31 protein-coding genes are annotated in these 25,626 nt (G+C 70.4%); 17 read left to right on the forward strand and 14 right to left on the reverse strand.

Going from position 1 to position 25,626, the window contains the following annotated elements:
• Nucleotides 1-70: 70 nt before the first annotated feature.
• The 3 genes from IE226_RS25440 to IE226_RS25450 are packed head-to-tail and all read right to left on the reverse strand — an operon-like array spanning nt 71 to nt 2,375.
• Nucleotides 71-1,042, reverse strand: coding sequence for an ABC-2 membrane transporter-related protein (locus tag IE226_RS25440; RefSeq protein ID WP_190083695.1), 972 nt, complete (start codon nt 1,040-1,042; stop codon nt 71-73).
• Nucleotides 1,039-1,944: an ABC transporter ATP-binding protein gene (locus IE226_RS25445; protein WP_190083696.1), complete on the reverse strand. Its 906-nt coding sequence runs from the start codon at nt 1,942-1,944 to the stop codon at nt 1,039-1,041. The genes IE226_RS25440 and IE226_RS25445 overlap by 4 nt, the downstream gene beginning before the upstream one ends.
• Nucleotides 1,941-2,375 carry a GntR family transcriptional regulator gene (locus IE226_RS25450; protein ID WP_190083697.1) on the reverse strand — a complete coding sequence of 145 codons (435 nt, stop codon included), beginning with the start codon at nt 2,373-2,375 and terminating at the stop codon, nt 1,941-1,943. Before IE226_RS25450 ends, IE226_RS25445 begins: the two co-directional genes overlap by 4 nt.
• A 144-nt stretch (nt 2,376-2,519) precedes the next feature.
• Between IE226_RS25450 and IE226_RS25455 the strand changes: the two genes are divergently transcribed.
• On the forward strand, nt 2,520-3,071 hold the full coding sequence (locus IE226_RS25455) for an LppU/SCO3897 family protein (protein WP_190083698.1): 552 nt from the start codon (nt 2,520-2,522) through the stop codon (nt 3,069-3,071).
• Between the two features lie 75 nt (nt 3,072-3,146).
• Here the strand turns inward: IE226_RS25455 and mshD are convergent, their stop codons facing one another.
• Nucleotides 3,147-4,070 carry a mycothiol synthase gene (mshD, locus tag IE226_RS25460; RefSeq protein ID WP_190083699.1) on the reverse strand — a complete coding sequence of 308 codons (924 nt, stop codon included), beginning with the start codon at nt 4,068-4,070 and terminating at the stop codon, nt 3,147-3,149.
• Nucleotides 4,071-4,394: 324 nt separating this feature from the next.
• Here mshD and IE226_RS25465 point away from each other — a divergent pair, with 324 nt between their 5' ends.
• Together IE226_RS25465 and IE226_RS25470 are read left to right on the forward strand one after the other, a co-directional pair.
• Nucleotides 4,395-6,227: a bifunctional metallophosphatase/5'-nucleotidase gene (locus IE226_RS25465; RefSeq protein ID WP_190083700.1), complete on the forward strand. Its 1,833-nt coding sequence runs from the start codon at nt 4,395-4,397 to the stop codon at nt 6,225-6,227.
• Nucleotides 6,228-6,324: 97 nt separating this feature from the next.
• Entirely contained in the window at nt 6,325-7,674 is a 1,350-nt protein-coding gene (locus IE226_RS25470; RefSeq protein ID WP_190083701.1) for an LmeA family phospholipid-binding protein, read from the forward strand.
• 43 nt (nt 7,675-7,717) lie between these two features.
• Here the strand turns inward: IE226_RS25470 and IE226_RS25475 are convergent, their stop codons facing one another.
• From IE226_RS25475 to IE226_RS25500, 6 genes are all read right to left on the reverse strand, one after another.
• Nucleotides 7,718-9,142, reverse strand: coding sequence for a sensor histidine kinase (locus IE226_RS25475; protein WP_190083702.1), 1,425 nt, complete (start codon nt 9,140-9,142; stop codon nt 7,718-7,720).
• A complete protein-coding gene (locus IE226_RS25480) occupies nt 9,139-9,879 on the reverse strand; it encodes a response regulator transcription factor (RefSeq protein ID WP_190083703.1) in 741 nt (246 codons plus the stop codon). The genes IE226_RS25475 and IE226_RS25480 overlap by 4 nt, the downstream gene beginning before the upstream one ends.
• Before the next feature lie 44 nt (nt 9,880-9,923).
• On the reverse strand, nt 9,924-10,139 hold the full coding sequence (locus IE226_RS25485; protein WP_190083920.1) for a hypothetical protein: 216 nt from the start codon (nt 10,137-10,139) through the stop codon (nt 9,924-9,926).
• A gap of 35 nt (nt 10,140-10,174) precedes the next feature.
• A complete protein-coding gene (locus IE226_RS25490; protein ID WP_190083704.1) occupies nt 10,175-11,209 on the reverse strand; it encodes a S1C family serine protease in 1,035 nt (344 codons plus the stop codon).
• A 116-nt stretch (nt 11,210-11,325) separates the two neighbouring features.
• On the reverse strand, nt 11,326-12,348 hold the full coding sequence (locus IE226_RS25495; RefSeq protein ID WP_190083705.1) for a LacI family DNA-binding transcriptional regulator: 1,023 nt from the start codon (nt 12,346-12,348) through the stop codon (nt 11,326-11,328).
• Between the two features lie 23 nt (nt 12,349-12,371).
• Nucleotides 12,372-13,196: a winged helix-turn-helix transcriptional regulator gene (locus IE226_RS25500; RefSeq protein WP_190083706.1), complete on the reverse strand. Its 825-nt coding sequence runs from the start codon at nt 13,194-13,196 to the stop codon at nt 12,372-12,374.
• Between the two features lie 284 nt (nt 13,197-13,480).
• Between IE226_RS25500 and IE226_RS25505 the strand changes: the two genes are divergently transcribed.
• From IE226_RS25505 to IE226_RS25535, 8 genes are all read left to right on the forward strand, one after another.
• Nucleotides 13,481-14,386, forward strand: coding sequence for an alpha/beta hydrolase (locus tag IE226_RS25505; protein WP_190083707.1), 906 nt, complete (start codon nt 13,481-13,483; stop codon nt 14,384-14,386).
• A complete protein-coding gene (locus IE226_RS25510) occupies nt 14,386-14,640 on the forward strand; it encodes a MoaD/ThiS family protein (protein WP_160505846.1) in 255 nt (84 codons plus the stop codon). The genes IE226_RS25505 and IE226_RS25510 overlap by 1 nt, the downstream gene beginning before the upstream one ends.
• Nucleotides 14,641-14,648: 8 nt before the next feature.
• Entirely contained in the window at nt 14,649-15,944 is a 1,296-nt protein-coding gene (locus IE226_RS25515) for a hypothetical protein (protein ID WP_190083899.1), read from the forward strand.
• Nucleotides 15,945-16,056: 112 nt separating this feature from the next.
• The gene (locus IE226_RS25520) at nt 16,057-16,806 is read left to right on the forward strand and encodes an LmeA family phospholipid-binding protein (protein ID WP_190083708.1); all 750 of its coding nucleotides are present in this window, start codon (nt 16,057-16,059) and stop codon (nt 16,804-16,806) included.
• A 217-nt stretch (nt 16,807-17,023) separates the two neighbouring features.
• The gene (locus tag IE226_RS45275) at nt 17,024-17,104 is read left to right on the forward strand and encodes a putative leader peptide (protein ID WP_351007875.1); all 81 of its coding nucleotides are present in this window, start codon (nt 17,024-17,026) and stop codon (nt 17,102-17,104) included.
• Nucleotides 17,105-17,259: 155 nt separating this feature from the next.
• Nucleotides 17,260-18,105 (forward strand): sulfurtransferase, encoded by an 846-nt coding sequence (locus IE226_RS25525; RefSeq protein WP_190083709.1) that lies wholly within the window; start codon nt 17,260-17,262, stop codon nt 18,103-18,105.
• A gap of 46 nt (nt 18,106-18,151) precedes the next feature.
• Nucleotides 18,152-18,439, forward strand: a complete 288-nt coding sequence (locus tag IE226_RS25530) for a DUF1416 domain-containing protein (RefSeq protein ID WP_160505842.1) — start codon at nt 18,152-18,154, stop codon at nt 18,437-18,439.
• 91 nt (nt 18,440-18,530) lie between these two features.
• The gene (locus IE226_RS25535; RefSeq protein WP_190083710.1) at nt 18,531-18,791 is read left to right on the forward strand and encodes a DUF3099 domain-containing protein; all 261 of its coding nucleotides are present in this window, start codon (nt 18,531-18,533) and stop codon (nt 18,789-18,791) included.
• On the opposite strand, the gene IE226_RS25540 is transcribed toward IE226_RS25535, so the two are convergent.
• Complete coding sequence (locus tag IE226_RS25540) at nt 18,785-19,147, reverse strand: DsrE family protein (RefSeq protein ID WP_190083711.1); 363 nt, start codon at nt 19,145-19,147, stop codon at nt 18,785-18,787. The two genes, IE226_RS25535 and IE226_RS25540, sit on opposite strands and share 7 nt — an antisense overlap.
• Nucleotides 19,148-19,443: 296 nt before the next feature.
• Here IE226_RS25540 and IE226_RS25545 point away from each other — a divergent pair, with 296 nt between their 5' ends.
• The 3 genes from IE226_RS25545 to ygfZ are packed head-to-tail and all read left to right on the forward strand — an operon-like array spanning nt 19,444 to nt 21,503.
• Entirely contained in the window at nt 19,444-20,016 is a 573-nt protein-coding gene (locus tag IE226_RS25545; protein ID WP_190083712.1) for a heme-binding beta-barrel domain-containing protein, read from the forward strand.
• 31 nt (nt 20,017-20,047) lie between these two features.
• Entirely contained in the window at nt 20,048-20,503 is a 456-nt protein-coding gene (locus IE226_RS25550; RefSeq protein ID WP_190083713.1) for a Fur family transcriptional regulator, read from the forward strand.
• A gap of 34 nt (nt 20,504-20,537) precedes the next feature.
• Nucleotides 20,538-21,503, forward strand: coding sequence for a CAF17-like 4Fe-4S cluster assembly/insertion protein YgfZ (gene ygfZ / locus IE226_RS25555; RefSeq protein WP_190083714.1), 966 nt, complete (start codon nt 20,538-20,540; stop codon nt 21,501-21,503).
• A 79-nt stretch (nt 21,504-21,582) separates the two neighbouring features.
• Here ygfZ and dtd read toward each other — a convergent pair whose 3' ends face one another.
• On the reverse strand, nt 21,583-22,020 hold the full coding sequence (gene dtd / locus IE226_RS25560) for a D-aminoacyl-tRNA deacylase (RefSeq protein ID WP_190083715.1): 438 nt from the start codon (nt 22,018-22,020) through the stop codon (nt 21,583-21,585).
• Nucleotides 22,021-22,196: 176 nt separating this feature from the next.
• Here dtd and IE226_RS25565 point away from each other — a divergent pair, with 176 nt between their 5' ends.
• Together IE226_RS25565 and IE226_RS25570 are read left to right on the forward strand one after the other, a co-directional pair.
• A complete protein-coding gene (locus IE226_RS25565) occupies nt 22,197-22,826 on the forward strand; it encodes an RsiG family protein (protein ID WP_190083716.1) in 630 nt (209 codons plus the stop codon).
• Between the two features lie 62 nt (nt 22,827-22,888).
• Complete coding sequence (locus IE226_RS25570; RefSeq protein WP_190083717.1) at nt 22,889-23,878, forward strand: asparaginase; 990 nt, start codon at nt 22,889-22,891, stop codon at nt 23,876-23,878.
• Nucleotides 23,879-24,018: 140 nt separating this feature from the next.
• Here IE226_RS25570 and IE226_RS25575 read toward each other — a convergent pair whose 3' ends face one another.
• Entirely contained in the window at nt 24,019-24,204 is a 186-nt protein-coding gene (locus tag IE226_RS25575) for a hypothetical protein (RefSeq protein ID WP_190083718.1), read from the reverse strand.
• Between the two features lie 255 nt (nt 24,205-24,459).
• Between IE226_RS25575 and IE226_RS25580 the strand changes: the two genes are divergently transcribed.
• The gene (locus tag IE226_RS25580) at nt 24,460-25,332 is read left to right on the forward strand and encodes a FadR/GntR family transcriptional regulator (protein ID WP_229871534.1); all 873 of its coding nucleotides are present in this window, start codon (nt 24,460-24,462) and stop codon (nt 25,330-25,332) included.
• A 19-nt stretch (nt 25,333-25,351) separates the two neighbouring features.
• Here IE226_RS25580 and IE226_RS25585 read toward each other — a convergent pair whose 3' ends face one another.
• Nucleotides 25,352-25,540: a hypothetical protein gene (locus IE226_RS25585; protein ID WP_190083720.1), complete on the reverse strand. Its 189-nt coding sequence runs from the start codon at nt 25,538-25,540 to the stop codon at nt 25,352-25,354.
• Nucleotides 25,541-25,626 lie beyond the last annotated feature (86 nt).

A 25,626-nucleotide genomic window follows, 5' to 3' on the forward strand; every position in this document is an offset into this window, starting at 1 on the left:
GTGCGGGACATGTGCCGGGGTCCCCCGGACGTCTACACGTCCGGGGGGGTGTTCCGCACGGGCCCGGGCTTCAGACCGTACGGCGCCTGAGCACGCGGAACGCGGCGTAGAGGGCCGCGGCGGCGAGGGCCAGGACGATGGCGGTCTCGATCAACTGGACGTACCAGAAGTGCGAATAGGGGTGGACGTCGGCGTACCAGCCGGTGACGCGGGTGTCGGACGGGCAAGGGAAGTCGGCCATCTGGCCGGGGGAGCACTGTCCGGCCACGAACCGTTCACCGGCGGTGTTGTGGACCCCCATGTCCATGATCAGGGAGTGCACGGGGATGTCATGCATCGTGTAGCTCGTCCTCGTGCCCGAGGCGGGCCCGGAGACCGTCCGCACCGGGAACAGCTCCCACCGCACACTGCCCATGCCCAGCAGTACGAGGCCGGTGATCAGGCCCCCGGCGGCGAGGGCCACCAGCGTGCGACGCACGAGGAGACCGACGAGTGCGCCGACCATGACGCCGAGCAAGCAGTACGCGACGAGGGCCGGGCCGATGGACTCGTAGACGCCGCGATCGGCCCAGATCAGATCCGACATGCCCTCGTGGCCGGACCGCCCGACCCAGAAGACCGCCATCAGGGCCAGCCCGCCGGCCACGCTCAGCACGGCGAACACCGTCAGCTTCGAGACCAGCCAGCGCGCGGGCGACTGCGACTGGGTCCAGGCGAGCCGGTGGGTGCCCGTCTCCAACTCACGGCCGATGACCGGGCCCGCGACGAAGGCGCCTATCAGGACGGGGATCAGGAGCATCCCCGTGGAGTAGTTCTGCAGGAACTCGTACAGGAGCGTCCGGGCGCTGCCGAAGCCGAGGAACGTGTCGCAGGAGCCGTCGGAGGTGCAGGGTCCTGTGGGCTCGGGGTAGGCGTGGGCCGCCCAGCGGAGATAGCCGGTCACCGCGGCCGCGAGCACGACGAGGCCGAGCCCTGTCCACAGCGCGCCGCGGTGCAGCCGGACGTCCGCCCAGCGCGGACCGCGAAGGAGGGGAGAACTCATGCCGTCACCTCGCGCTCGCGCCCGGCGGGGGCCGTGCTCGGCGTAAGGAGTGCGGGGGACTCGGGCGAACGCAGGTGGGCCAGCAACAGTTCCTCCAGGGAGGGTTCTTCGACGTCCCAGCCTTCGCCGACCGGGCCGTCGGGGCGGATCAGTGCGGCCAGGCCGCGTCCGGTGGCGCGGGATTCGACGACGGTGTGCGGGGCGAGGTCCTCGACGGGGCGGCGCCCGGTGACCAGGGCGTGCGCGGAGACGAGGTCGTCGATGCCGCCGCCGAGCCGCACCCGGCCGCCGGATACGAGCAGCAAGTGATCGCAGGATTCGGCCAGTTCACCGACGATGTGCGAGGACATCACGACGGTCGTCCCGTGCTCGGCGGCCTCCGCCATCAGCGTCCCCATCAGCTGATGCCGGGCGAGCGGGTCGAGGTCGGCCATCGGCTCGTCCAGGAGAAGGAGTTCGGCCCGCTTGCCGAGCGCGAGGGCGAGCGCGACGCGGGTGCGCTGGCCGCCGGAGAGCGTCCGTACGCGCAGATTCGGGTCCAAGTCGCCCTCGCGTACGACACGTTCGGCGAGGCCGGTGTCCCAGCGGCCGGGGTTCAGCTCGGCGCCGAGGCGCAGGGTGTCGGCGATGCTGAGCTGGGGGTAGAGCGGCTTGTCCTGGGCGACGTACGCGACGTGCTCGCGCGCGGTGGCCGGGTCGGTGCCGAGGACCGTGAGCGCGCCCCCGGTGGGCTTGAGCAGCCCGGCCGCGAGGGCCAGGAGCGTCGATTTGCCCGCGCCGTTGGGCCCGACGACCGCGCAGATCCGACCGGCGGGCAGTCGGAAGGAGCAGTCGCGCAGGGCATGGCCCCGCCGCCCGTAACTCATGGCAAGCGCGGCCGCCTCGATGGCGGTGTCGGTCATGCGGGGTCCCCCTCGGTCACGTGCTGCTCCGACTTCTCTGAGTGCGTGAGCTCTGACTGCGTGAACTGCTCTTCCAGTACGGCGCTGAACAGCGCCGCCACGTCGTCCCTCTCCAGACCGGCGGCGCGGGCACGGGCGGCCCACTGGCTCAGCTCGCCGCGCAGCGGGGAGTCGGTGGGCGCGGAGCCCAGCGACTTCCGTACGAAGGTGCCGAGCCCGCGGCGGGCCTCGACCAGGCCCTCGCGTTCCAGCTCCCGGTAGGCCTTCAGGACCGTGTTCGGGTTGATGGCCGTCGCTTCGACGACCTCACGGGCCGTGGGCAGCTTGTCGCCCGGCTCCAGCAGGCCCAGGCGCAGGGCCTGTTGGGTCTGCTGGACGATCTGGAGGTAGGTGGCGACGCCGCTGCGCCGGTCGATACGGAACTCGACCATGCCCTTGCACCACCCTTTCACTAATTGAGTAGTGAAAGGGTGGTGCAAGGCGCCCCGTTCCGTCAAGGGTCAGGGGATCTTGTAGGGTCTGCCGCTCAGCATTGACGTGAACACGTATGGAAAGTCGGGGGACTTGCCTTGTCCATGCCTCCGCCGCCTCACGGCGGCTACCAGCAGCCACAACAGCCCTACGGGCAGCAGCCTTACCAGGGTCAACAGCCTTACGGACAGCAGCCGTACCAGGGCCAGCAGCCGTATCAGGGGCCGCCGCCCCAGTACGGCCAGCAGCAGTTCGCGCCGCCCCAGCCCCAGCCGCCCCAGCCGCAGCCCCAGCGCCCACGCGGAGGCGGTGGCGGCTCCTTCAGTCGGCAATCACCGCTGATGAAGGTGGTGGTCCTGCTCATCGCCGGCGTCGTCGCGGGCGTCTGGTGGTACTCGAGCCGCGGCAACACCACGGGCCCCGGCAGCGAGGTGGCCAAGGCGCCCGCGGCCACCGAGGTCGGTGACTGCGTGCAGAACAAGGGCTCCACGAGCAGCCCGGACATGGAGAAGGTCGACTGCTCCGGTGCCACCGCCGAGTACAAGGTGACGAGCACGCACGAAGTCGAGTGCGAGCCGGGCGAGTCCCGCTACGAGCAGACCCGGCGCGGCCGGGTGCAGTACAGCATGTGCCTGAAGCCGCTCGACCCTAAGTAGGGGGCAGCGGCAGAGGGGAAGGTCGCGGGGTCCCCCTCAAGGGAACCCCGCGACCTTCCTCTTCTCGTCCGCCGCTCAGGACTCCGTGCGGTACATCAGGTCCGTCTCGTGCGTGATGAACCCGAGCCGTTCGTAGACGCTCACCGCCGCCTTGTTGTCCGCGTCCACGTACAGCATCGCCGTCGGCAGCCCCGCCTGCGCGAGGTGGTTCAGGCCGATGGTCGTCAGCGCCTTGCCGAGGCCGCCGCCCTGCGCGCCCGAGCGCACGCCGAGGACGTACACCTCGCCGAGGCCCTCGTCCGCGTGCACCTTGGTCCAGTGGAAGCCGACGAGCTCGCCGTCCTTCTCGGCCAGGAAGAAGCCCGCCGGGTCGAACCACGGCTCGGCCTTGCGGTCGTCCAGGTCGCGCTGGGTGAGGGAGCCCTGCTCGGGGTGGTGGGCGAAGGCGTCGGCGTTCACCGCGAGCCAGGCCGCGTCGTCCTGGCCGGGGACGAAGGCGCGTACGGAGACGCCGTCGGGAAGGACGGGCTCGGGCAGGTCGAGGTCGCTCAACGTACGCCGCATCTGCCGCAGCTCGCGGAAGAGGGTGAGCCCGAGCACCTGGGCCAGATGCCGCGCCGCCGAGTGGCCGCCGTGCGCCCAGATCCGCAGCCGGCGGCCCGACTCGGCGAGCAGCGCGGCGCCCAGTGCCCGGCCGTGACCGCGGCCCCGGTGGCCGGGGTGCACGACGAGCTCGGCGGCGGGGGCCTCGATGGGGTCGGTGTCCTCCAGCTGCGCGTACCCGATGAGCTCGCCGCCGACGGTGAGCAGCAGATGCCGCACCCCGTCCCGCTCCCCGCCGCGCAGTTGCAGCCTGCCCTGTTCGGACACGGCCTGCTGACCGTCAGTGCGGGCGGCTTCCGCGATCAGCCCGAGCACGGCGTCGGCCTGGTCGGAGGTGAGGGCGGCGACCGTGTCGATCTGCCGCATGGAGGCGGGAGGCTGCTGCGCGTCAGTCATGGAGACGAGGGTACGGCGGCGACCGCCCGGGGAGCAGATCGCGGACGTACTCACGGCTGACGGGGGAGTGCACTACGGCGTCCGCACTCCCGGCGCCACCCCCGGCCGCCTTCGCCCGCCTCTGCCCCCGGCCGCCCCCGACCCGGCCCCCGCCCCCGACCCGGCCCCGCCCCCGCCTCCGACAGCAGCGCTCCCGGATGGCGACCGCTCCCGATGGCAACCACCTCGTAACCCGTAACCCCCTGTCGCGCTACGCGCGTTGACTTTAGGCTGCGCACGGAGTTTCACACCCTCAGCCGTCTCACACCTCTCCCAGGGGGACACGTGTCAGCCACACCTCAGCCTCGTCGGCCCAGACGCCGCGCCACCCGTGTGCTCGCAGCCGCCGCCGGTCTCGCCACGATCGGCGCGCTGGCCGCCGCGCTGCCCGCGAACGCCGGGCAGTCCGCCGGACAGGGCGCGGCGGGCGCGGCTGATGCGGCGGGCAAGAAGCGCACCGTCGACGTGCAGCTGCTGTCCTTCAACGACTTCCACGGCAATCTCCAGCCCCCGGCGGGCTCGTCAGGCCAGGTCACGGAGAAGCAGCCCGACGGGACCGAGAAGAAGATCGACGCGGGCGGCGCCGAGTACCTCGCCACGTCTCTGCGCACGGCCCGCAAGGGCAACCCCTACAGCGTCACGGCGGCGGCCGGCGACCTCATAGGCGCGAGCCCCCTCCTCTCCGGCCTGTTCCACGACGAGCCGACCGTCGAGGCGATGAACAAGCTCGGCCTCGACGTCACCAGCGTCGGCAACCACGAGTTCGACGAGGGGGCCAAGGAGCTGGCCCGCATGCAGAACGGCGGCTGCCACCCCAAGGACGGCTGCTTCGAGAAGGGCAAGAAGTTCGAGGGGGCCGACTACCCCTACCTCGCGGCGAACGTGACCGACGAGAAGACGGACAAGCCCGTCCTCAAGCCGTACTGGGTGTGGAAGCACAAGGGCGTGAAGGTCGGCTTCATCGGCGTGACCCTGGAGGGCACGCCCGACATCGTCTCGGCCGACGGGGTCAAGGGGCTGAAGTTCCACGACGAGATCGAGACGGTCAACAAGTACGCCAAGATCCTCGACAAGCAGGGCGTGAAGTCGATCGTCTCGCTCATCCACGAGGGCGGTGCCCCCGCGAGCCAGGCGTACAACTACAACTGCGACTCGCCGGGCGCGGGCGACGGCATCTCCGGGCCCATCACCACCATCGCCAAGGGCATCTCGCCCAAGGTCGACGCCCTGGTCACCGGGCACACGCACTCCGCGTACGTCTGCACGATCCCGGACCCGTCGGGCAAGCCCCGCATGGTCACGTCCGCCTCGTCCTTCGGGAAGCTCTACACGGACACGACGCTCACGTACGACCGCAAGACCAAGGACATCGTCCGTACGTCCGTGAAGTCGGCGAACCACGTCGTCAGCCGGGAGCAGGCTAAGGCCCCCGACATGACCTCGCTCATCTCCCGCTGGGACAAGCTGGCCGCGCCGGTCGCCAACAAGCCGATCGGATACATCTCCGCCGACATCCCCGGCCGTGGCGCCGGAGTGCCCGAGGCGCCGCTCGGCGACCTGATCGCGGACGCGCAGCTCGCGCACGGCAAGTCGCTCGACCCGGAGACGGACCTGGCGCTGATGAACCCCGGCGGCATCCGCTCCGACCTCGTCTACAAGGCGAGCGGGAGCGAGGGCGACGGCGTCGTGACGTACGGCGAGGGCTTCACCGTGCAGCCCTTCAGCAACACCGTCAATCTGGTCGACCTGACCGGCGCGCAGCTGATCACCGGGCTCAAGCAGCAGGTCAGCGGGTCGAACGAGGCATCCCCGAAGATTCTGCAAGTCTCGGACGGCCTGACCTACACGCTTGACATGACGAAGTCCGGCGCCGATCGCGTCGTGACGGACTCGATCAAGCTGGGCGGTAAGGTGATCGATCCGGCCGCCACGTACCGTGTGGCGATGAACTCCTTCCTGGCGGGCGGCGGCGACGGCTTCGCCGAGCTCGGCAAGGGCACGAAGCCGCTGGTCGGCAGCGATGACCTGAAGGCGTTGAACGACTACCTGGCGGCCAACTCCACGGCGGACAAGCCGATCGCGCCGCCGAAGGCGGACAGGATCACCGTCGTGAAGTGAACGACGCGTTAACAGAGCCACAGAGTAAGCGGCTCATATCGGTCGTTACCGGACGTAAGGCTTGGGGTGGGGTGTGAACGTATGGTGAAATCAGCTGATGCGTTCCCCCCACCGCATAGCCACGCTTCCGCCCGATCACAACCAGGCTCATCCGTCTGATGGTTGGCACGCCGAATCGGTTCCCCCCGAAGTGACGCAGGCGGAGACGACCGCCCCGCTCAACCCGTACGACGAGCTCGCCGCCCTCGCGACGCCGAACCCGCTGGAGGACTTCCTCCACGAGGCGGATGGCGAGGACGCCGAGGACGCCGAGGGCGCTGAGGGCGATGCCGACAAGTCGGACGCTCCTTGGCAGCCGCCGAACCACCGCCGCGGCAATCGTGCCCGCACCCGCGCCCGCACCCGCCGGGGCCGCCGCAATCGCTTCGCCGGACTCCCGCTCGCCGCGAAGGCCGTCGTCGCCCTCGTCGTACTCGCCGCCTTCCTCGCGCTCGGCGACCGCTGGGCCCTGCTCTACGCCGAGCACGAGGCCGCGGACAAGCTCAAGGAGTCCATGCACCTGAGCGCGGCTCCCGAGGTCGACATCGAGGGCTTCCCCTTCCTGACCCAGGTCCTCGACAAGCGCGTGGACAAGGTCAAGGTCACCGTCCCGGACGTCGCGGCCGACCGGATCTCGCTCGCGCAGGTCTCCGCCACCGGCACGGACGTGAAGATCACCGGCGACGGGCCCACCGACATCAAGGGCGCCCTCATCAGCGAGATGAACGGCGAGGTGCTTCTCTCCTTCGACGACCTGAACCGCGAACTTGGCGCGTCCCAGGTCACGTTCACCGGCCGCGGCAGCAACCAGGTCCTCGCGCGCGGCACGCTGCCCGTCGCCGGCCACGACCTGAAGCTGCGCGCCGACGCCCGCATCGAGCGCAACGGCGACCGCGGTATCTCCACCGACATCGGCAGGATGAGCCTGCAGATCGGCGACCTGGCGACCTACCGGCCCGGCACCCGCGAGTCCGAGGGCCTGCATCTCAGCCAGGCCTCGGCGGACCGCCTGGCCAAGGAGACGGCCAAGGCGAAGGCGCTGCTGTCCGTGCCGTCGATCGTCAAGCGGCTCGGCGTACCGGACTCCGTGGTCAGCGGCGCCCTCAAGAGCGACACCAAGCTCAACGAACTCGTCGGCTCCCCGCGCTTCGTCAACGACGTGATGGGCCTCAACCTCATCGACGTCGCGATGGGCCACCCCGAGCTCCTGAAGAAGTTCGGCCTCGACCCGGCGCTCCTCAAGGGCCTCTCCGAGCTCACCCGCCCCGTCCTCGCCGACCGCCTCACGCTCGCCTTCCAGCTGCCGAAGCTGCCGGGCGACGGGCACGTGTGGCTGAAGGACGTGAACGTGCAGAAGGACGGAATCCGGGTGCGGCTCACGGGGACGGGACTGAGCATCGGCAAGTAGCGGGGACTCGCGGTGCCGGCCGGGGAACGCCGTGCCGGCGGGCTTACGCGGTGGTGGCGGGGGGCGGGGTAGGCGCCCCCGGCAGGCGGACCGTCGCCACGGTCCCGCCGCCCCCGTCCTCGGCGGGCCACAGCGCGACCTCGCCGCCCGACTGGTGCACGGTGCGGGCCACGATGGACAGACCGAGGCCGGAGCCGGGGAGACTGCGGGCCGAGGGGGAACGCCAGAACCGGTCGAAGACGTGCGGGAGCTCGTCGGCGGGGATGCCGGGGCCGTGATCTCGTACGGTCAGGGCGCCGTCCTTCAGGGCCACCTCGACCGTGGAGCCGGGGGGCCCGAACTTCACCGCGTTGTCCAGGATGTTCACGATGGCCCGCTCGAGGCCCGCGGGCTCGGCGCGTACGTACCAGGGGGCGAGGTCCGCGGCGAACGTCAGCTCGGGGCCGCGCAGCCGGGCCCGCTCCAGGGCGGCCCGCACGATCTCGTGCAGGGCGACCACCTGCACCTTGCCGCTCGGTCCCGCGTCCGTACGCGAAAGCTCCTGCAAGTCGCCGATCAGCGCCGCAAGTTCGGTCATCTGCGCGGTGACGGAGGCGAGCAGGGCCTTGCGGTCGTCCGGCGGGATGGCCCGCCCCGTCTCCTCGCTGCGGGCGAGCAGCTCGATGTTCGTGCGCAGCGAGGTGAGCGGCGTACGGAGCTCGTGGCCCGCGTCGGCGATGAGCTGCTGCTGCAGGTCGCGCGACGAGGCGAGCGACGCGGTCATGGAGTTGAAGGAGCGCGAGAGGCGGGCGATCTCGTCGTCCCCCTCAGCCGGGATCCTGAGGTTCAGGTCCTCGGTACGGGCCACGTGCTCCACGGCCGCCGTGAGCTCGTCGACCGGGCGAAGCCCGGTCCGGGCCACCCAGAGACCGGCGGCGCCCGCGCCGACGACGCCGATGCCCGCCACGACGGCAAGCACCAGGATCAGGTTGTCGAGGGTGTCGTCGACCTCGCTCAGCGGGCGGGCGACCGTGACGGCGAGGCCCTGGGGACCCTCCAGCGGGTAGGTGAGGGCGCGGTACGTGGCGCCGTTCGACGCGACGACGGAGTGGTAGACCTCGCCGGACTCGCCCTTGGCGACGGCGGTGTCCTCGGCCGTGACCTTGACCGACTGCGTCCCGACGATGACGCAGTGGCCGCCCTGCCGGTCGACCACCTGGATCGTCTGCTTGAACAGGTCCGGATCGTCCTTGTCGCGGATGACCGAACGCTGGCAGTTCCCCGCACTGTCGATACGGCTGATGACATCGGGGGTCTGGACCCGCTTGCTGCTCAGCGCGTCGTCCAGCGAGTTCAGGAGCGCGTTGCGCACCACGAACCAGCACGCCACCGCGGCGGCGGCGACAGCGACCGCCACGGCGAAGGCGACCAGCATCGCCAGGCGGGAGCGCAACGGCATCGCGCGGTAGCGCCGGGCCAGCCTCTTCACTCGACGCCCCCGCCGGAACCCGGCCGCAGCACGTACCCCACACCCCGCACCGTGTGGACGAGGCGGGGCTCGCCCCCGGCCTCCGTCTTGCGGCGCAGGTACATGACGTACACGTCGAGGGAGTTCGAGGACGGCTCGAAGTCGAAGCCCCAGACCGCCTTCAGGATCTGCTCCCGCGTGAGGACCTGACGGGGATGCGCGAGGAACATCTCGAGGAGGGTGAACTCCGTGCGGGTCAGCTCCACGGTCCTCGCCCCCCGCGTGACCTCCCGCGTCGCGAGGTCCATCCGCAGGTCGGCGAAGGCGAGCGTGTCGCCCTCCGCGGCCTGCCCCGAGGTGGCGGCGTACGAACTGCGGCGCAGCAGGGCCCGGATACGGGCGAACAGCTCGTCCAGTTCGAACGGCTTGACCAGGTAGTCGTCGGCGCCCGCGTCGAGGCCCGTGACACGGTCGCCGACCGTGTCACGCGCGGTGAGCATCAGGATGGGCGTCAGGGAGCCTGTCGCGCGGAGCCTGCGCGCGGCGGTGAGGCCGTCCATGCGCGGCATCTGGATGTCGAGGACGACGAGATCGGGGCGGTAGGCCGCCGCCTTCTCAAGGGCGTCGGCGCCGTCGACGGCGACCTCCGTGCCGTACCCCTCGAAGGCGAGGCTGCGCTGGAGCGCCTCCCGCACGGCGGGCTCGTCGTCGACGATCAGGATGCGCAGCTGTTCGCGGTCGCCTTCGGCGGGGCTCATCGGCTCGGCACTTCCTCGGGTACGGGTGGTGGACGGGGCCGGTATCAGCCTCGCACGCGCGCGCGGGGCTTGCGGCGTGCGGCGGGCCGGGACGCTGCCGTGGCCACTTCGGGGGCGCGCACTCGCGATGCGCCGTGCAGCTCGCGGGCGACGGCGAGCGGGAGGCCGAGTCCGGCTGGGTCGGTGTCGGGCTGCCCCCGGCCGATGGACACGGCCAGGGCGTGCCGGACGCGGTTGACGGTGATCAGGGGTCCGGGCATGGCGGCCTCCAGGTGCTGCGGTGGTGTGGTCGGGGTCAGTCGGTCGCGCCGGCCCGCAGAGTGTCCAGGTCGGCCTTGACCGTGTTTATCGGGATGGCGAAGCCGAGGCCGACGCTGCCGGACGAGCTCGCCTGCGCGCCGCTCTGCGACGAGGAACTGGGCGAGTACATCGCGGAGTTGATGCCGACGATGTTGCCGTTCATGTCGATGAGCGCGCCGCCGGAGTTGCCCGGGTTGAGCGAGGCGTCGGTCTGCAAGGCCTTGTACGTGGTCTTGGACGACCCGGTGTCGCCGTTGAACTGCTCGCCGCCGTACTCGAACGGCCAGCCGCCGCCCTGCTGTTGCCGCTGTCCCTGGTCCTCGTCCGTCGACACGGTGACGTCGCGGTCGAGGGCGGAGATGATGCCGCTGGTGACGGTGCCGGTCAGGCCCTCGGGGGAGCCGATCGCCACGACGTCGTCACCGATCTTGACGTTGTCGGAGTTGCCGAGGCTCGCGGCCTTGAGGCCGGTGGCGTCCTGGAGCTTGATCAGCGCCAGGTCCTTCTTGCTGTCGGTGCCGACGACCTCGGCGTCGTACGACTTGCCGTCGTTCGTCGTCACCTTCACCGACGTGGCGCCGGAGATCACGTGGTTGTTGGTGATGATCTCGCCGTCACCCGTGATGATCACGCCGGAGCCGGTCGCCTCACCGGAGTTCGACTTCGCGCTGATCTCCACGATGCTCGGGCTGACCGCCTCGGCGACGCCGGAGACGGTGCCCTTCTGGCTGGTGGGCACGACGTTCGTGTTGGTGGCGCTGCTCGACGTGCCGTCCTTGCCGGTCAGCTCCTGGAAGGCGTAGGCGGTGCCGCCGCCCACGGCCGCCGCCGCGATGGCCACGGCGGCGAGAAGGGCGAGGGGGCCCCTGGCCCGCCGGCGCGGGGGCTTCACGGGCTCCGGGGTCTCCGGGGGCGCTTCCGGTGCGAAAGCGGGCGGGGGCGGGTACGCGCCCTGCGTACCGCCATGGTGAACAGGCGCTGACGACTGCTGCTGGGGGTACTCGCCGCTGTGGCGGAAGGTGTCGGTCATGGGTTCAAGGCTGCTGGGCGTTCATGAGAGGCGGCTGAGTACGCCCTGAGAACGCCAATAGAACCTCGTATGCCCCATATAAAGGCGCCGGGCGCAGATGCAGATGAAGCCGCGCGTCAGCTGCAGCCGCAGGACTGCCGGACCACGAGCCGGGACGGAAACAGCTTCAACCGCTCGCGGCGCGAACCGGCGACACGCAGCCCGTCGTCCAGCACCAGATCGACCGCGGCCCGCGCCATGGCGGGCCGGTCCGACGCCACGGTCGTCAGCGGCGGATCGGTGAGCCCCGCCTCCTTGACGTCGTCGAACCCGGCGACGGCCAGCTGCCCCGGCACGTCGATGCGCAGCTCCCGCGCGGCCCGCAGCACACCGATCGCCTGGTCATCGGTGGAGCAGAAGACGGCCGTCGGCCGATCGGGACGGGCGAGCAGCTTCAGCGCCATCTGATACGCGTCGTAGCGGTTGTACGGGGCATCGAAGAGCCGCCCCTCCACCGACCGCCCGGCCTCCCGCATGGCCCGCCGCCAGCCCTCGACGTGGTCGGAGACGGGGTCGCCGACGGTCGGGGTCTCGGCGGTGCCGCCGACGCACGCCACGTACTCATGGCCGTGTTCGAGGAGATGCCGGGTGGCGAGCTGCGCGCCGCCCAGGTCGTCCGTGACGACGGCGACGTCGTCGATCGCCTCGGGCCGCTCGTGCAGGAGCACGACCCGCGCGTCCCACGCGTCGATCTCGGCGGCTGCCTGATCCGTCAGGCCGTGGCTGACGAGGATGAGCCCGGAGACCCGCATGCCGAGGAAGGCCCGCAGATAGTGGGCCTCGCGCTCGTCCACGTAGTCCGTGTTGCCGACGAGCACCATTTTTCCGCGCTCGGAGGCCGCCTGCTCCACGGCATGCGTCATCTCCGCGAAGAACGGCTGCCGTGCGTCCGGCACGATCATGCCTATGAGGTCGGTCCGCCGCGACGCCATGGCCTGGGCGACCCGGTCGGGCCGGTACCCCAGCTCTTTGATCGCGGCGAGTACACGCTCGCGCGTGGCCGGGGCAACCGGCCTAGGTCCGTTGTTGATGACATAGCTGACGACGGCGGTGGAAGTACCCGCAAGTCGCGCAACGTCATCCCGAGTCACCTTGGCCACGCGCGGAGTCTACGCGGATGGAACTACCGCTGGGCAGGGCGTACGGCGGCTTCCTTCGCACCTTCCTTCGGCGCGGTCGCGGCGGCGGTCGCCTTCTCGGCGGAGGCGTCGTCGCGCTCGCCCCCGGCCGGCGGGGCGGCTGCCTTCGCCTTGGCCTCGTCGGCCGCCCGTTCCACCTTCTCCGGCGTCACGAAGCGGTAGCCGACATTCCGGACGGTGCCGATGAGCGACTCGTGCTCGACACCGAGCTTCGCGCGCAGTCGCCGTACGTGCACGTCGACCGTGCGCGTACCGCCGAAGTAGTCGTAGCCCCAGACCTCCTGGAGCAGCTGGGCCCGCGTGAAGACGCGCCCCGGGTGCTGCGCCAGGTACTTGAGCAGCTCGAACTCCTTGAAGGTCAGGTCGAGGACCCGGCCCTTCAGCTTCGCGCTGTACGTCGCCTCGTCCACGGAGAGATCGCCGTTGCGGATCTCCATGGGGGAGTCGTCCGCGGTGATCGACTGACGGCCCATCGCGAGCCGGAGCCGCGCCTCGACCTCGGCGGGGCCCGCCGTGTCGAGGAGTACGTCGTCGATGCCCCAGTCGGCGGTGACGGCCGCGAGACCGCCCTCCGTGACGACAAGGACCAGCGGACAGCCGGGCCCCGTGGAGCGGAGGAGCTGGCAGAGGCTGCGGACCTGCGGCAGGTCACGACGGCCGTCGATCAGAATGACGTCGGCACCAGGGGTGTCGACGAGAGCCGGGCCTTCGGCGGGGGCCACCCGCACGTTGTGCAGCAGCAGGCCGAGGGCGGGAAGCACCTCCGTCGACGGCTGAAGGGCATTGGTGAGGAGCAGCAGAGAACTCATCGCCGCCCACCTGCCTGGGTCGTCCTACGGTTGTGCACGTTTCGCTCGCCCATAACGTCGGTTCCTCCTCGGTCCCTGCGAGGACGTTTACGGCACTGCTTCGTACTGATTACTGCTGGGTCTTGCTGATTCCTGCGGCGGAGAGCCCGCGCCCGGAGCTCTCCTCGTGCGGTCCCGGGTTTCGTGGACGTGTCCGCGATGTGAGACCGCCACGGGCTCCCAGAAAGCACGAAAGGACCCGGGGGCTTCGCTGCCCGGATCCTCTGCCAAGGAGAATAGCCCACATGACTTCCGGTACGGCAGGTCGAGCGGCGGGATCTTCTGTGCCGCCGATCACGCGGACTCCGCCCCGCGTTCAACGTCGCGCAACGCTCCGTACACAGGACGGCATCGCTGTCGAGGCCGCGTACAAGCCCGGTCCCGACCCGGCGGGCGAGCTCGCGATCGTGCTCGCGCACGGCTTCACGGGCGGCGTCGACCGGCCGCACGTACGCCGCGCGGCCGGTGTGTTCGCGCAGCGTGCGGCCGTGATCACGTTCTCCTTCCGGGGCCACGGAGCGTCCGGCGGGCTGTCCACGGTCGGCGACCGCGAAGTGCTCGACCTGGCGGTCGCGGTGGAGTGGGCCCGGTTCCTCGGCCACACGCGCGTGGTCACCGTGGGTTTCTCGATGGGTGGCTCCGTGGTGCTCCGGCACGCGGCCCTCGCCGGTGCCGCGCACGGGGGGCGCACTGAAGCGCGGGTTGACGCGGTGGTCGCCGTAAGCGCTCCCGCCCGTTGGTTCTACCGGGGGACGGCGCCGATGCGGCGGCTGCACTGGGTGGTGACGCGGCCCCTGGGGCGTGTCGTGGGCCGGGTCGGCCTGCGCACCCGAATCCACCCGCACGAGTGGGACCCCGTCCCCCTTTCGCCGGTGGAGTCGGTCCCGCTGATCGCGCCGACGCCGCTGCTCGTCGTGCACGGGGACCGCGACCCGTACTTCCCGGTCGACCATCCCCGGATGCTGGCCGCAGCGGCGGCGGGCGGGGCGGAGCTCTGGCTGGAGGCGGGGATGGGGCACGCGGAGAACGCGGCGGACGACGCACTGCTCGGTCGGATCGCCGAGTGGGCCACGGCATCATGGACGTCGGCAAACGCCGAAGGACCGGCAATCGTCGAAGGTTCGGCAATCGCCGAAGGAGAGGAGCTGTGATGGTGAACGGCACCATTCGTTACTGGGCCGCGGCCAAAGCAGCCGCAGGCGTCGCGGAGGAGCCGTACGCTGCGACGACGCTCGCCGAGGCGCTGGACGCGGCACGCGAGCGACACCCCGGTGAGCTCGTCCGTGTACTGCGGCGATGCTCGTTCCTCATCGACGGCGATCCCGTGGGTACCCGCGGGCATGAGACGGTACGGCTGGCCGAGGGCGGCACGGTCGAGGTGCTCCCGCCGTTCGCAGGAGGGTGAGCAGCGATATGAGCGATCCGCGCTATGAGGGGTACGGGTACGGGAACTACGACCCCTACCAGCAGGGATATCCCCCTGAGCAGGTGCAGCAGCCCTACCCGCCGGAGCAGCAGCAACCGCAGCCGCAGCAGTACACCCCTGAGCAGCAGTACGCACAGGAGCAGTACGACCGGCAGCAGTACCAGTACCCGCAGCAGCCGCGGCCCCACGCCGGGGACGCGTACACCCAGCAGTGGGAGGGGCAGACCTGGGACACCCGGGTCCAGCCCTCACCCGTGGTGGACGTGACGGAGACGGCCTACCTGCCCCCGCAGGGGTACGGGAGGCCCGCGCCCGGATACGACGTGCCGAGCGCTCAGTCGGGCCCCGGCGACTTCGGCGGCCATGCCCACCCTTCCCCGAGCTCTGAACCGCGTTCGAGCATCGGAGACCCCGGTCACCCCGCGGGACACCTGCCCATGGCGGGAGCGGCGGCCGAGCCCGAGTCGCGGCCCGAGACGGACTCCTCCGCCGGCTACGGCCCCGCCACCACCACCGGCAACCCCCGCATCACCGATGCCCAGCGCGCCCGCGCCGAAGGGCGGTCGCCGATCATAGAGCCGGGAATCCAGCCCGCCGCGCTGACCGCGATCCTCGGACTGCTGCTCGCCGGTACGGCCGCCGTCGGGCAGTACGCACTCCTCGTACCGCTGATCCTGCTGCAAGCCGTCACCGCGGCCGGATGGTTCCGGCTCAACGGAATGTGGCCCGCCCGGCAGGGCATCGCGCTCGCCTTCCTCGGCGGTGTCGTCGCCGACATCGCGCTGCTCGCCGCGGGCAAGGGGAACGCGCCCGCCGCGATCCTCGGCACCCTCGGCGTATGGGTGCTGCTCGTCCTCGTCCTCCAGCTGCGCAGCCGCGCCTCCGCGGACGAGCGGATGGCCGGACTCATGGCGACCGTCGCCTCCTCCGCCCTCGCGATCATCGCGACCGGGCATCTCGCGGCATCGGACGACGCCGTGACGCTGGGCGGCATCGCCGTCGCGGTCGCCGTGATCGCCCGCGCGCTGCCCCTGCCGACAGCCGCCTCCGTCGTCGTCGCGCTGCTCGCGGCCGCCGGAGCCGGTATCGCCGTCGGCGGCATGACGGACTTCGGCGGCAAGGGCGCGCTGCTCGGCCTCGGCGCCGGTGTCTGCGCGCTGATCGGCCACCGGGTCGCCAGTTACGACTACCCGTCCCGCTTCGTGCACATGACGGCGGGCGTGGCCCTGCCGCTCGCCGCGGCGGCCCCGGCCGTCTACCTCCTGGGCAGGGCCATCGGCTGATCGTCACAGCTGATCGACAGGTCCCCGGCCGGGCGCTCCCGCCGGGGACCTGTCCTTTAGGCTCGCGGCAAACGTCAGTTGAGTCGGGGGACAAGGTGGGGGAACACCGGACATGAAACGCGCCGTACGAATACTTCTGATCGTCGTCGTGATCCTGGGGGGCCTGTTCGTGGCCGCCGACCGCCTGGCGGTCGGCTTCGCGGAGGACGAGGCGGCGGAGAAGCTGCGTACCAGCGAGGGGCTCGGCCAGACGCCCGACGTTTCCATCAAGGGCTTTCCGTTCCTGACCCAGGTCGCCGGGGGCACGCTCGACGACGTCGAGATCGGCATCGAGAACTACGACGCCACCTCCGGCTCCGACAAGATCCGCATCGCCGACCTGAACGCCCGCATGAAGGGCGTCGAGTTCTCCGGCGACTACAGCTCCGCCACCGCCGACGAGGCCACCGGCACCGCCCTGATCTCGTACGACGAGCTGCTCAAGCAGGCGCAGGGCGAGCCGGTGGAGCTGCCGCTCGGCGCCACCGGCAAGGTGGTCGGCCTATCGGACGGCGGCGGCAACAAGATCAAGGTCGAGGTCGAGGTCAGCAAGGGCGGCGCGAAGCTGCCGAAGCCGGTGCACGTCATGAGCTCGGTCAGGGTCGAGAACGACACGATCAAGGTGAACGCCGACGACGTCCCGAAGAAGTTCGAGGTCATGGGCGTCTCGATCCCGCTCCCCGAGGGCATGGTGCGCGATGTGACCGACTTCGAGGAGAAGGTCACCGGCCTGCCGGGCGGCATCAAGATCGACGAGGTGCGGCCGGCGAAGGACGGCGTGGAGATCTCGGTCAAGGGCACGAACGTGAAGCTCGCGGGCTGAGGCCCGGAGCGGCTGTCCGGGTGCGGCCGCCCCGAGCCGACCGTTCCGCAGTACGAGACGAAGCCGTCCGCGCGATGGATGCGGCGGGAGTGAACCCCGCTCCCCGCCCCCGCGCGGGCGGCTTTCCCGTTGATCGCATCCCACATCATGGATGATCCCGTCTCACCATCCGACACCCCGGTGACACGGCCGCCCTCGCGTCCTTACGATCGGACCCATGCAGCGACAGGCGGACCTCACGAAGCGGCGGGCAGTAGACCTGTGCCGCGTCGCCGCCATGCTCTGTCGCACCTTCTGAGCGGGAGCTCCGACTCCCGTATCCCCAGGCCCGTTGACTCCGTCAGGGCCACCCCGTGCCGCGTACGCCGCGCCACCGCGCAATCACCGTACGTACCCGGCGCACCCTCGCACAGCACGAACGCCCCGCCGCAACTGCCCCGGAGGAGAAGAAGTATGAGCCGCAGCGACGTCCTGGTAGACGCCGACTGGGTCGAGGCCCACATCGACGACCCGAAGGTCGCCATCGTCGAGGTCGACGAAGACACCTCCGCGTACGACAAGAACCACATCAAGAACGCGATCCGCATCGACTGGACCGACGACCTCCAGGACCCGGTCCGCCGCGACTTCGTCGACCAGGAGGGCTTCGAGAAGCTCCTCTCGGCCAAGGGCATCGCGAACGACACCACCGTGGTGCTCTACGGCGGCAACAACAACTGGTTCGCGTCCTACGCCTTCTGGTACTTCAAGCTCTACGGCCACCAGGACGTGAAGCTCCTCGACGGCGGCCGCAAGAAGTGGGAGCTCGACTCCCGCGACCTGGTCGACGGCTCCGAGGTCCCGAGCCGCCCGGCCACCTCGTACAAGGCCAAGCCCCAGGACACCTCGATCCGCGCCTTCCGCGACGACGTCGTGGCCGCGATCGGCTCGCAGAACCTGGTCGACGTGCGCTCGCCCGACGAGTTCAGCGGCAAGCTGCTCGCCCCGGCGCACCTCCCGCAGGAGCAGTCGCAGCGTCCGGGCCACGTCCCGTCCGCGCGCAACATCCCATGGTCGAAGAACGCCAACGACGACGGCACCTTCAAGTCGGACGAAGAGCTCAAGGCCCTCTACGAGGACGAGCAGGTCGACCTCGCCAAGGACACCATCGCCTACTGCCGCATCGGTGAGCGTTCGGCCCTGACCTGGTTCGTCCTGCACGAGCTGCTCGGCCAGACCAACGTCAAGAACTACGACGGCTCCTGGACCGAGTACGGCTCCCTCGTCGGCGTGCCGATCGAGCTCGGCGCCAACAAGTAGCCCTCCCGACCCCCAGCAGTGACCAGTTAAGGACGGACGAACGCATATGTGTGGAGCGAAGGCCGGCGGACCCGACGCCTCGACGATCAAGCCCGGCGAGACCACCATCCAGGGCCAGGTGACCCGCGACGGCGAGCCCGTCAGCGGCTACGTGCGCCTGCTCGACTCGACCGGCGAGTTCACCGCCGAGGTCCCGACCTCGGCGACCGGCCAGTTCCGCTTCTACGCGGCCGAGGGCACGTGGACCCTGCGCGCCCTGATCCCGGGCGGCACGGCCGACCGCACGGTCGTGGCCCAGACGGGCGGCCTGGCGGAGGTCGCGATCGCGGTCTGACGACAGCGGATCACTGACGGCCGGAGGGCCGCACCCAAGGGGGTTGGACGCCACCGGGTCGGGGTGCGGTCCTCCGGCTTACGCTGGACGTATGTACGCGCGAAGGCGGCACGCCTACTTCGCCATGATGGGGACGTGCATCGCCCTCTTCGTCCTGGCGTGGGGCGTCGTAAGACTCTGGTCCATTCCCGTCGCCGTCGGGATGTGTGTCGTGGCGATGGTGATCCCGCCGGTCGCCGCCATGGTGGCCAACCGGCGCGGCGCCGACGACCGCTGGTGGGACGACCCCTCGGGGGACTCGAAGTCCGACGAGTGGTGGGACGAACTGGACGGGAAGCGGCGCCGTCAGTAGACGAGCGCCTGCGTGCCGTCCGCCATGGCCTCCTGCACGAACACCTGCGCACCCGCGATCCGCACCCCGTCGAGCACGTCCTTCTCGGTGATCTCGCGGCGCGCCGCGCACTGCGTGCAGAGGGTGATCCTGCCCGCGGCCAGGATCGAGTCGATCAGGTCGGGCAGCGGCGCCGCGTGCGGCAGCTCGAACTCCGCGGCGCGGCCCGGCAGCGCGAACCACGCCGACTCGCCGGTCAGCCAGAGGGACACCTCGACGCCGCTGGCCACGGCCACCGCCGCCACCGTGAAGGCCTGCGAGCAGCGCTCCGGGGCGTCGGCCCCTGCGGTCACCTTGATCACGAGCTTCTTCGCCATGGCGGCATCGTATGGCCATCCGCGCGGACACTCGTAAGGCCACCTCGCAGAGAGCGGCGGGGCGCGCACGACTACAGTGGGAGCGGCTCTGATACCTGCCCCAATAGCTCACCCCATAGCTCACCCCATAGCTCACCGAGGAGCACCCCGTGCTTGAGGCCTTCTTCTCCGCCCTGCTGGTCCTGGTCTGCGTCGGCGTTCTCGCGTTCGCCGGACTGACCGTGAAGAAGCTGTACCAGGGTCAGCGCTGAGCCCCGTACGCCCCGTACGCCACCTAGAGATCGCCTGAGCATCCCATGATCGAGATTCCGTCCGACCTGCACCCCGACCTCGTGCCCCTCGTTTGGCTCCTCGGCAACTGGGCCGGCGCGGGCGTCACCGACTTCCCCGGCGCCGAGAAGGCGAACTTCGGCCAGGAGGTGTCCTTCTCCCACGACGGGCGGGACTTCATCGAGTACCACTCGCGTACGTGGGTGCTCGACGCCGAGGGCAACAAGGTCAAGCCGCTGGAGACCGAGTCGGGCTTCTGGCGCATCGACAAGGACCGCAAGGTCGAGACCGTGATGGTCCGCGACGACGGCGTCGTCGAGGTCTGGTACGGCGAGCTTGCCGACCAGAAGCCGCAGATCGACCTGGCCACGGACGCGGTGGCCCGCACGGCGGCCTCCGGCCCGTACAGCGGCGGAAAGCGTCTGTACGGGTACGTGAAGGGCGACCTGATGTGGGTGGGCGAGAAGCAGACCCCCGAGGTGCCGCTGCGTCCGTACATGTCCGCGCAGCTGAAGAAGGTCGTCTCGCCCGAGGACGTCGCCGAGATGGCCAGGAACCTGGGCGATCTGCCGGACGACGGCATCGCGTTCTTCAAGTAGGCCGTTTGCCCCGCTGGCCTAGACTGCCTGTGTGGCGAGCACCGACTTCGACTGGAAGAGCGACCTGCGGCAGCGCGGCTACCGGCTGACACCGCAGCGTCAGCTCGTGCTCGAAGCCGTCGACACCCTTGAGCACGCGACCCCCGACGACATCCTCTGCGAAGTGCGGAAGACGGCGTCGGGGGTCAACATTTCCACGGTGTACCGCACGCTGGAGCTCCTGGAGGAGCTCGGTCTCGTCAGCCACGCGCACCTCGGGCACGGCGCCCCGACGTACCACCTCGCGGACCGCCATCACCACCTCCACCTGGTGTGCAGGGACTGCACGAACGTCATCGAGGCGGATGTCTCCGTGGCCGCGGACTTCACCGCGAAGCTCCGGGAGACGTTCGGCTTCGACACGGACCTGAAGCACTTCGCGATCTTCGGGCGCTGCGAGAACTGCTCGGGGGACGAGGAACAGGGCAGCTCCGGGGGCAAGGAATAAGAACGCCCGCTACCGGGTCGTAGTGTGGGTGAACATGAAGAGCCCCCTCCTGTCCCTGCCCGGCGCCGTCCCCGCCGAGGGTGTGGACGAAGGCGTCGCCGCCCACTACGGCGATCTGTTCCGTGAGCAGCGTGCCCTCGCGGACGGAAGCGGTTTCGTCGACCTCTCGCACCGCGGTGTCGTCACCGTCTCCGGCCCCGACCGGCTGAGCTGGCTGCATCTGCTGCTCACGCAGCACGTGACGGAGCTGCCCGTCGGCCAGGCCACCGAGGCGCTGATCCTCTCCGCGAACGGCCACATCGAGCACGCCCTCTATCTCGTCGACGACGGCGAGACCGTGTGGGCGCACGTCGAGCCCGGCACGCAGGACGCGCTCGTCGCGTACCTGGAGAGCATGAAGTTCTTCAACCGGGTCGAGGTCGCGGACCGTACGGACGATTTCGCCGTCGTGCATCTGCCGGCCGGTTCGATCGCGCCGGTCCCGGAGGGCGTCGTCGTACGCGAGACCGCCCACGGACGTGACCTGTTCCTGCCGCGTGTGTCTTTGGAGTCGTACGCCGCCGAGAACGGCCCCGCGATCGGCATCCTCGCCTTCGAGGCGCTGCGCGTGGAGGCGCACCGGCCGCGGCTCGGCTTCGAGACGGACCACCGCACGATCCCGCACGAACTGGGCTGGATCGGCACGGCGGTGCATCTGCAGAAGGGCTGCTACCGCGGCCAGGAGACGGTCGCCCGCGTCCAGAACCTGGGCAAGCCGCCGCGCCGCCTGGTCTTCCTGCACCTGGACGGCAGCGAGGTGCATCTGCCGGTGGCGGGTACGGAGCTGCGGCTCGCCTCGGAGGGCGAGGAGGGCCGCAAGCTCGGCTTCATCACGACGGCGGTACGCCACCACGAGCTGGGCCCGATCGCGCTGGCCCTGGTGAAGCGGAACGTGCCGCTGGACGCGGGGCTGCTCGCGGGGGCGGTGGCGGCTTCGCAGGAGGTCGTGGTCGAGCCGTAGGGAGCCGCGGCGCCGTAGCGAGCCGTAGGAACGAATGTGACCGGGTTACGGATGTGACCCGGTCACGCGTGTGACCCGGTCACATCTCAAGCAGCACCGTGAACGGGCCGTCGTTCGTCAGCGACACCCGCATCTGCGCCCCGAAGCGGCCCGTCGCCACCGTCGCGCCGAGCGAGCGGAGTTGGGCGACCACCTCGTCCACGAGGGGCTCGGCGACATTGCCGGGCGCGGCGGCGTTCCAGGTGGGCCTGCGGCCCTTGCGGGCGTCGCCGTACAGCGTGAACTGGCTGATGACCAGCAGGGGCGCGTCGATGTCCGAGCAGGACTTCTCGTCGGCCAGCATCCGAACGGACCAGAGTTTGCGGGCCAGTTGGGCCGCCTTCTCCTTGGTGTCCTCGTGGGTCACGCCGACCAGGACGCACAGCCCCTCGCCGGTGATCTCGCCGACCGTCTCGGGACCGTCCTCGCCCTGGACGACGACGCTCGCTCCGTCCACTCTCTGCACCACAGCACGCATACGGCCCATCATGCCTGGTCCGTACGGCCGACCTGCCGCCGGATGCGCGCCCGCGGGAGTGCCCCGAACCCCCCATCTGGGGCCGATTGGGGGCACTCGCTCACATAGCGGCCACTCGGGGTGGCACCATGCTCACACGCGGTGTACCGCGCCGGTCGAGGGGACGGTAGAGCCACATGAGCACATCAAGTACGGGGCAGCCGCCCGGATCTGTGTCGCTGACCCACATGAGCGCTGCGCGACGTGTGAACGTGCCGCGGCCGCCCACGCAGCGCACGGGCAGCGGCGGCACCGGGCTGCTGTCCGAGCAGCCCGAGCGCGACCTGGCCGCGCTGCTGCTGAGGGAGCTGCGCGAGCTGCGCAGGGACGCGCAGCAGAACGAGGCCGACCTGAGCTATGTCCGGCGCCTCTTGCAGGGGCGCATCGACATCCTGCGGGCCGAGCTCGCCCGCCGCAGGGACCCCGCTGCGCCGGGCCCGGACGGGCCGCTCGTGCTCCGGCTCTCCGAGATCCTCACGGACGGCCCCGCCCGGCACCGCTCGTCGGCCCGGCATGTGACGCTGGGCACGCCGCACAGCGCGGAGTACGGCCTCCTTGCCACGGAGATGCTCGCCGAGGTCGAGCTCTCCGACCTGGACGCCCGTACGGACGACGAGCTGCACACGGCCATGGGGCGGCTCACCCGCTACGAACAGCAGGTTTCCCGGCGGCGCCAGCAGCTGCAGCGCACGGCGGACGATTGCAGCGCGGAGATCGCCCGCAGGTACCGTGAAGGCGAAGCACAAGTGGACGACCTCCTCGCGTGACCCGGTGACCCCGGCTTCCGCGGGCGGCCGTCACGCCACCCCCCGCCCCCGGAAGGCCGAAGATGACCTCGACGTCCGCCGAGTCCGCCGCCACCCCCGCCATATCCCCGGCCATACCCCCGGTCCTCGCCGAGGTCGTACGTTCGGGCTTCGTCGAGGGCCGGCACAGGGGAAGCCTGGTGCTGCTGGCGGCGGACGGCAGTGTGGAGCTGGCCATGGGTGACGTGGGCGTTCCCGTCTTCCCGCGGTCGGCCAACAAGCCGATGCAGGCGGCGGCGGTGCTGCGGGCGGGGCTCGATCTGTCGGGCGAGCGCCTCGCGCTGACCGCGGCGAGCCACTCCGGGGAGATGTTCCACCGGGATCTCGTACAGAAGATGCTGGCCGAGCACGGTCTGACGGCGGCGGATCTGCAGTGTCCGCCGGATCTCCCGCTCGACGCGGTCGAGGCCGAGACATATCTGGCAGCGGGTGCCGTTCGTGACCGGGTCACGATGAACTGCTCCGGGAAGCACGCGTCGATGCTGGCGGTGTGCCGGCTCAACGGCTGGCCCGCGGATTCCTGTCTGGACCCGCGGCACCCCCTCCAGCAGCTGATCCTTGAGGTGGTCGAGGAAGCGGCGGGGGAGCGGGTGGCGGCCGTCGGTACGGACGGCTGCGGGGCGCCCCTGATGGCGATCTCCCTGACCGGCCTCGCCCGCGCCTTCCGCCACTTCGTCCTCGCCCTCGAGGGCTCTGCGGAGCGCCGGGTCGCGGACGCGATGCGTGCCCACCCCGAGTACGTGGCGGGCACGCGCCGCCCCGACACGTGGCTCATGCGGGAGATCCCCGGCGCGCTCTCCAAGATGGGCGCGGAGGCGGTCCAGGCGTTCGCGCTCCCGGACGGCCGTGCGCTCGCCTTCAAGGTGGACGACGGCGGCCTGCGGGCCCTGGGCCCGGTCCTCGCGCGTGCGCTGCGCCTTGCGGGTGTGGAGGCGGACATACTCGCCCGCGTCGGCCGTGCGCCGCTTCTCGGCGGCGCTCTTGAGGTGGGCGAGATCCGGGCGGCGTTCTAGCCTCCGGCCTCTCGTGCTCCGAGCGGCCCTCTCGTGCTCCGATCGGCCCTCTCGTGCTCCGACCGGCGGCCGCCCCCTGCGATCAAGGTTGACCGGGCTCCCGGCTCCCCTCCGGATGGGAACCCGGTCAACCAGCTCTGTCAGCCCGACTGGGCGAGCAGCAGGACGAGGATCACGGCCCCGATCCCGCTGACCGTGGTGCTCCTGGCCTTGATGCCCACCGTCAGGAGGACGAAGGCGACGATGCCCATCGGTCCGTACTTCCACTGGACGAGCTGCTCGAATCCGATGACGAGGGCGGCGATGGCAATGGCGATGAGCGGCATTTCGTTCCCCCTTCCGGGACAGGGCGCCGGGCCCCGTCCTCCCCCGGGTCGGTGGCCGCCTGACGGTCAGCGGCTGGCGGCCAACCCCTCGGGGTTCCTGCCAGGCTGCCTAAGTTGGCTACCAACTTCACCTGGGTTATCTCCGCAGTGGCTCGATTTATAACCACCTTGCGAGCAACTTCCATGCAACTCCCCAAAGATGGCGCGAAGTTGTACGGTTTGGTTGTGAGCCCGGAACCTGCACCTGTCAACGGGATGAAGAGGCCGCACAGGTCTCACCACGAGGTGGCCGACGAACTGCGCGACCGGATCAGGTCCGGGACGCTGCGGCCGGGCCAACGCATGCCCACGCAGGCCGAGTTGGCCGACGAGTTCGGCGTCGAACGCGGTGCGGTACGCGAGGCGTTGCGCACGCTGCAGGGCGAGAATCTGCTGGCCAATGTGTCCAAGGGGAGTCCCGCCACGGTCGCCGAGACCCCGAACCGGGCGCGCTCCGGGGCCGGTGGTGTCACGCCGCAGCCCACCACGGTCGGTCTCGCACCCCGTATCGCCGCCGCGTTCGAGGCTCCGGACGTGGAGATCGACGCGCTGTGCCTGACCTCCGTCTCGCTCACGATGGCGATCGGCGAACCGCTCAGGCGGATCCACGCGGGGCTGCGGAAACCGGCCAAAGTCACCGTCCGGGTGCTGCTGCCGAGCCGCAGCATCGACCTCGCCTTTCCCACGCCTGTGGACAGCGGGGACGACGAGAGCGGCCATGTGCACCGGCGCTGGCTGGACCAGCGGAACGCGCAGGGGCAGGTGCTCCGGCATAACCTCCTGGCGCTGCGGGGCTCGCACGGCATCGACGTACGGGTCTCGTTCCGCGCGCTGCCGTTCACGCCGCCGGTGAAGCTGTATCTGCTCAACGGCTCCGAGGCGCTCTTCGCGTATTACACCCTCACCAGGCAGAGCGAGGAGATCGGGCAGGAGTCCCTGGAGATGTACGACGCCCAGGGAGCGCAGTCGATGCTCTTCCCCTTCCGGCAGGACGGACTGCGGGACACGACGTTCGTGGAGCAGTCCGGCCTGTGGTTCGACGCGCTCTGGGACACGATCAGCCAGGACCTGGAGCTGGCCCGCGGCTGAGGCGGGGGCCGGCTTTCGATCAGATCGCAGGGCCCGTCATCATCAGCGCGAGAACGACCGCGCCGATGGAGCTGCACGTGTGGCTCTTCACCTTGACTCCGACGGCCAGCAGCAGGACTCCGACGAGACCTGCTGTCCCGTACCGCCAGTGTGCGAACTGTTCGAAGGTGAGGGCGAGCACGGTTTCGAGGAGGGTAAGGACGTCCATGATGGTTCCCCCTTCTGCCACCTCTGACGAGTTGGCAACCAACTTCACTTGAGTTGTCCCCACTTGGTCGCACAACATAAACAACT

Origin of the sequence: Streptomyces longisporoflavus (assembly GCF_014649775.1) — a bacterium.
Classification (GTDB): Bacteria; Actinomycetota; Actinomycetes; order Streptomycetales; family Streptomycetaceae; genus Streptomyces; species Streptomyces longisporoflavus.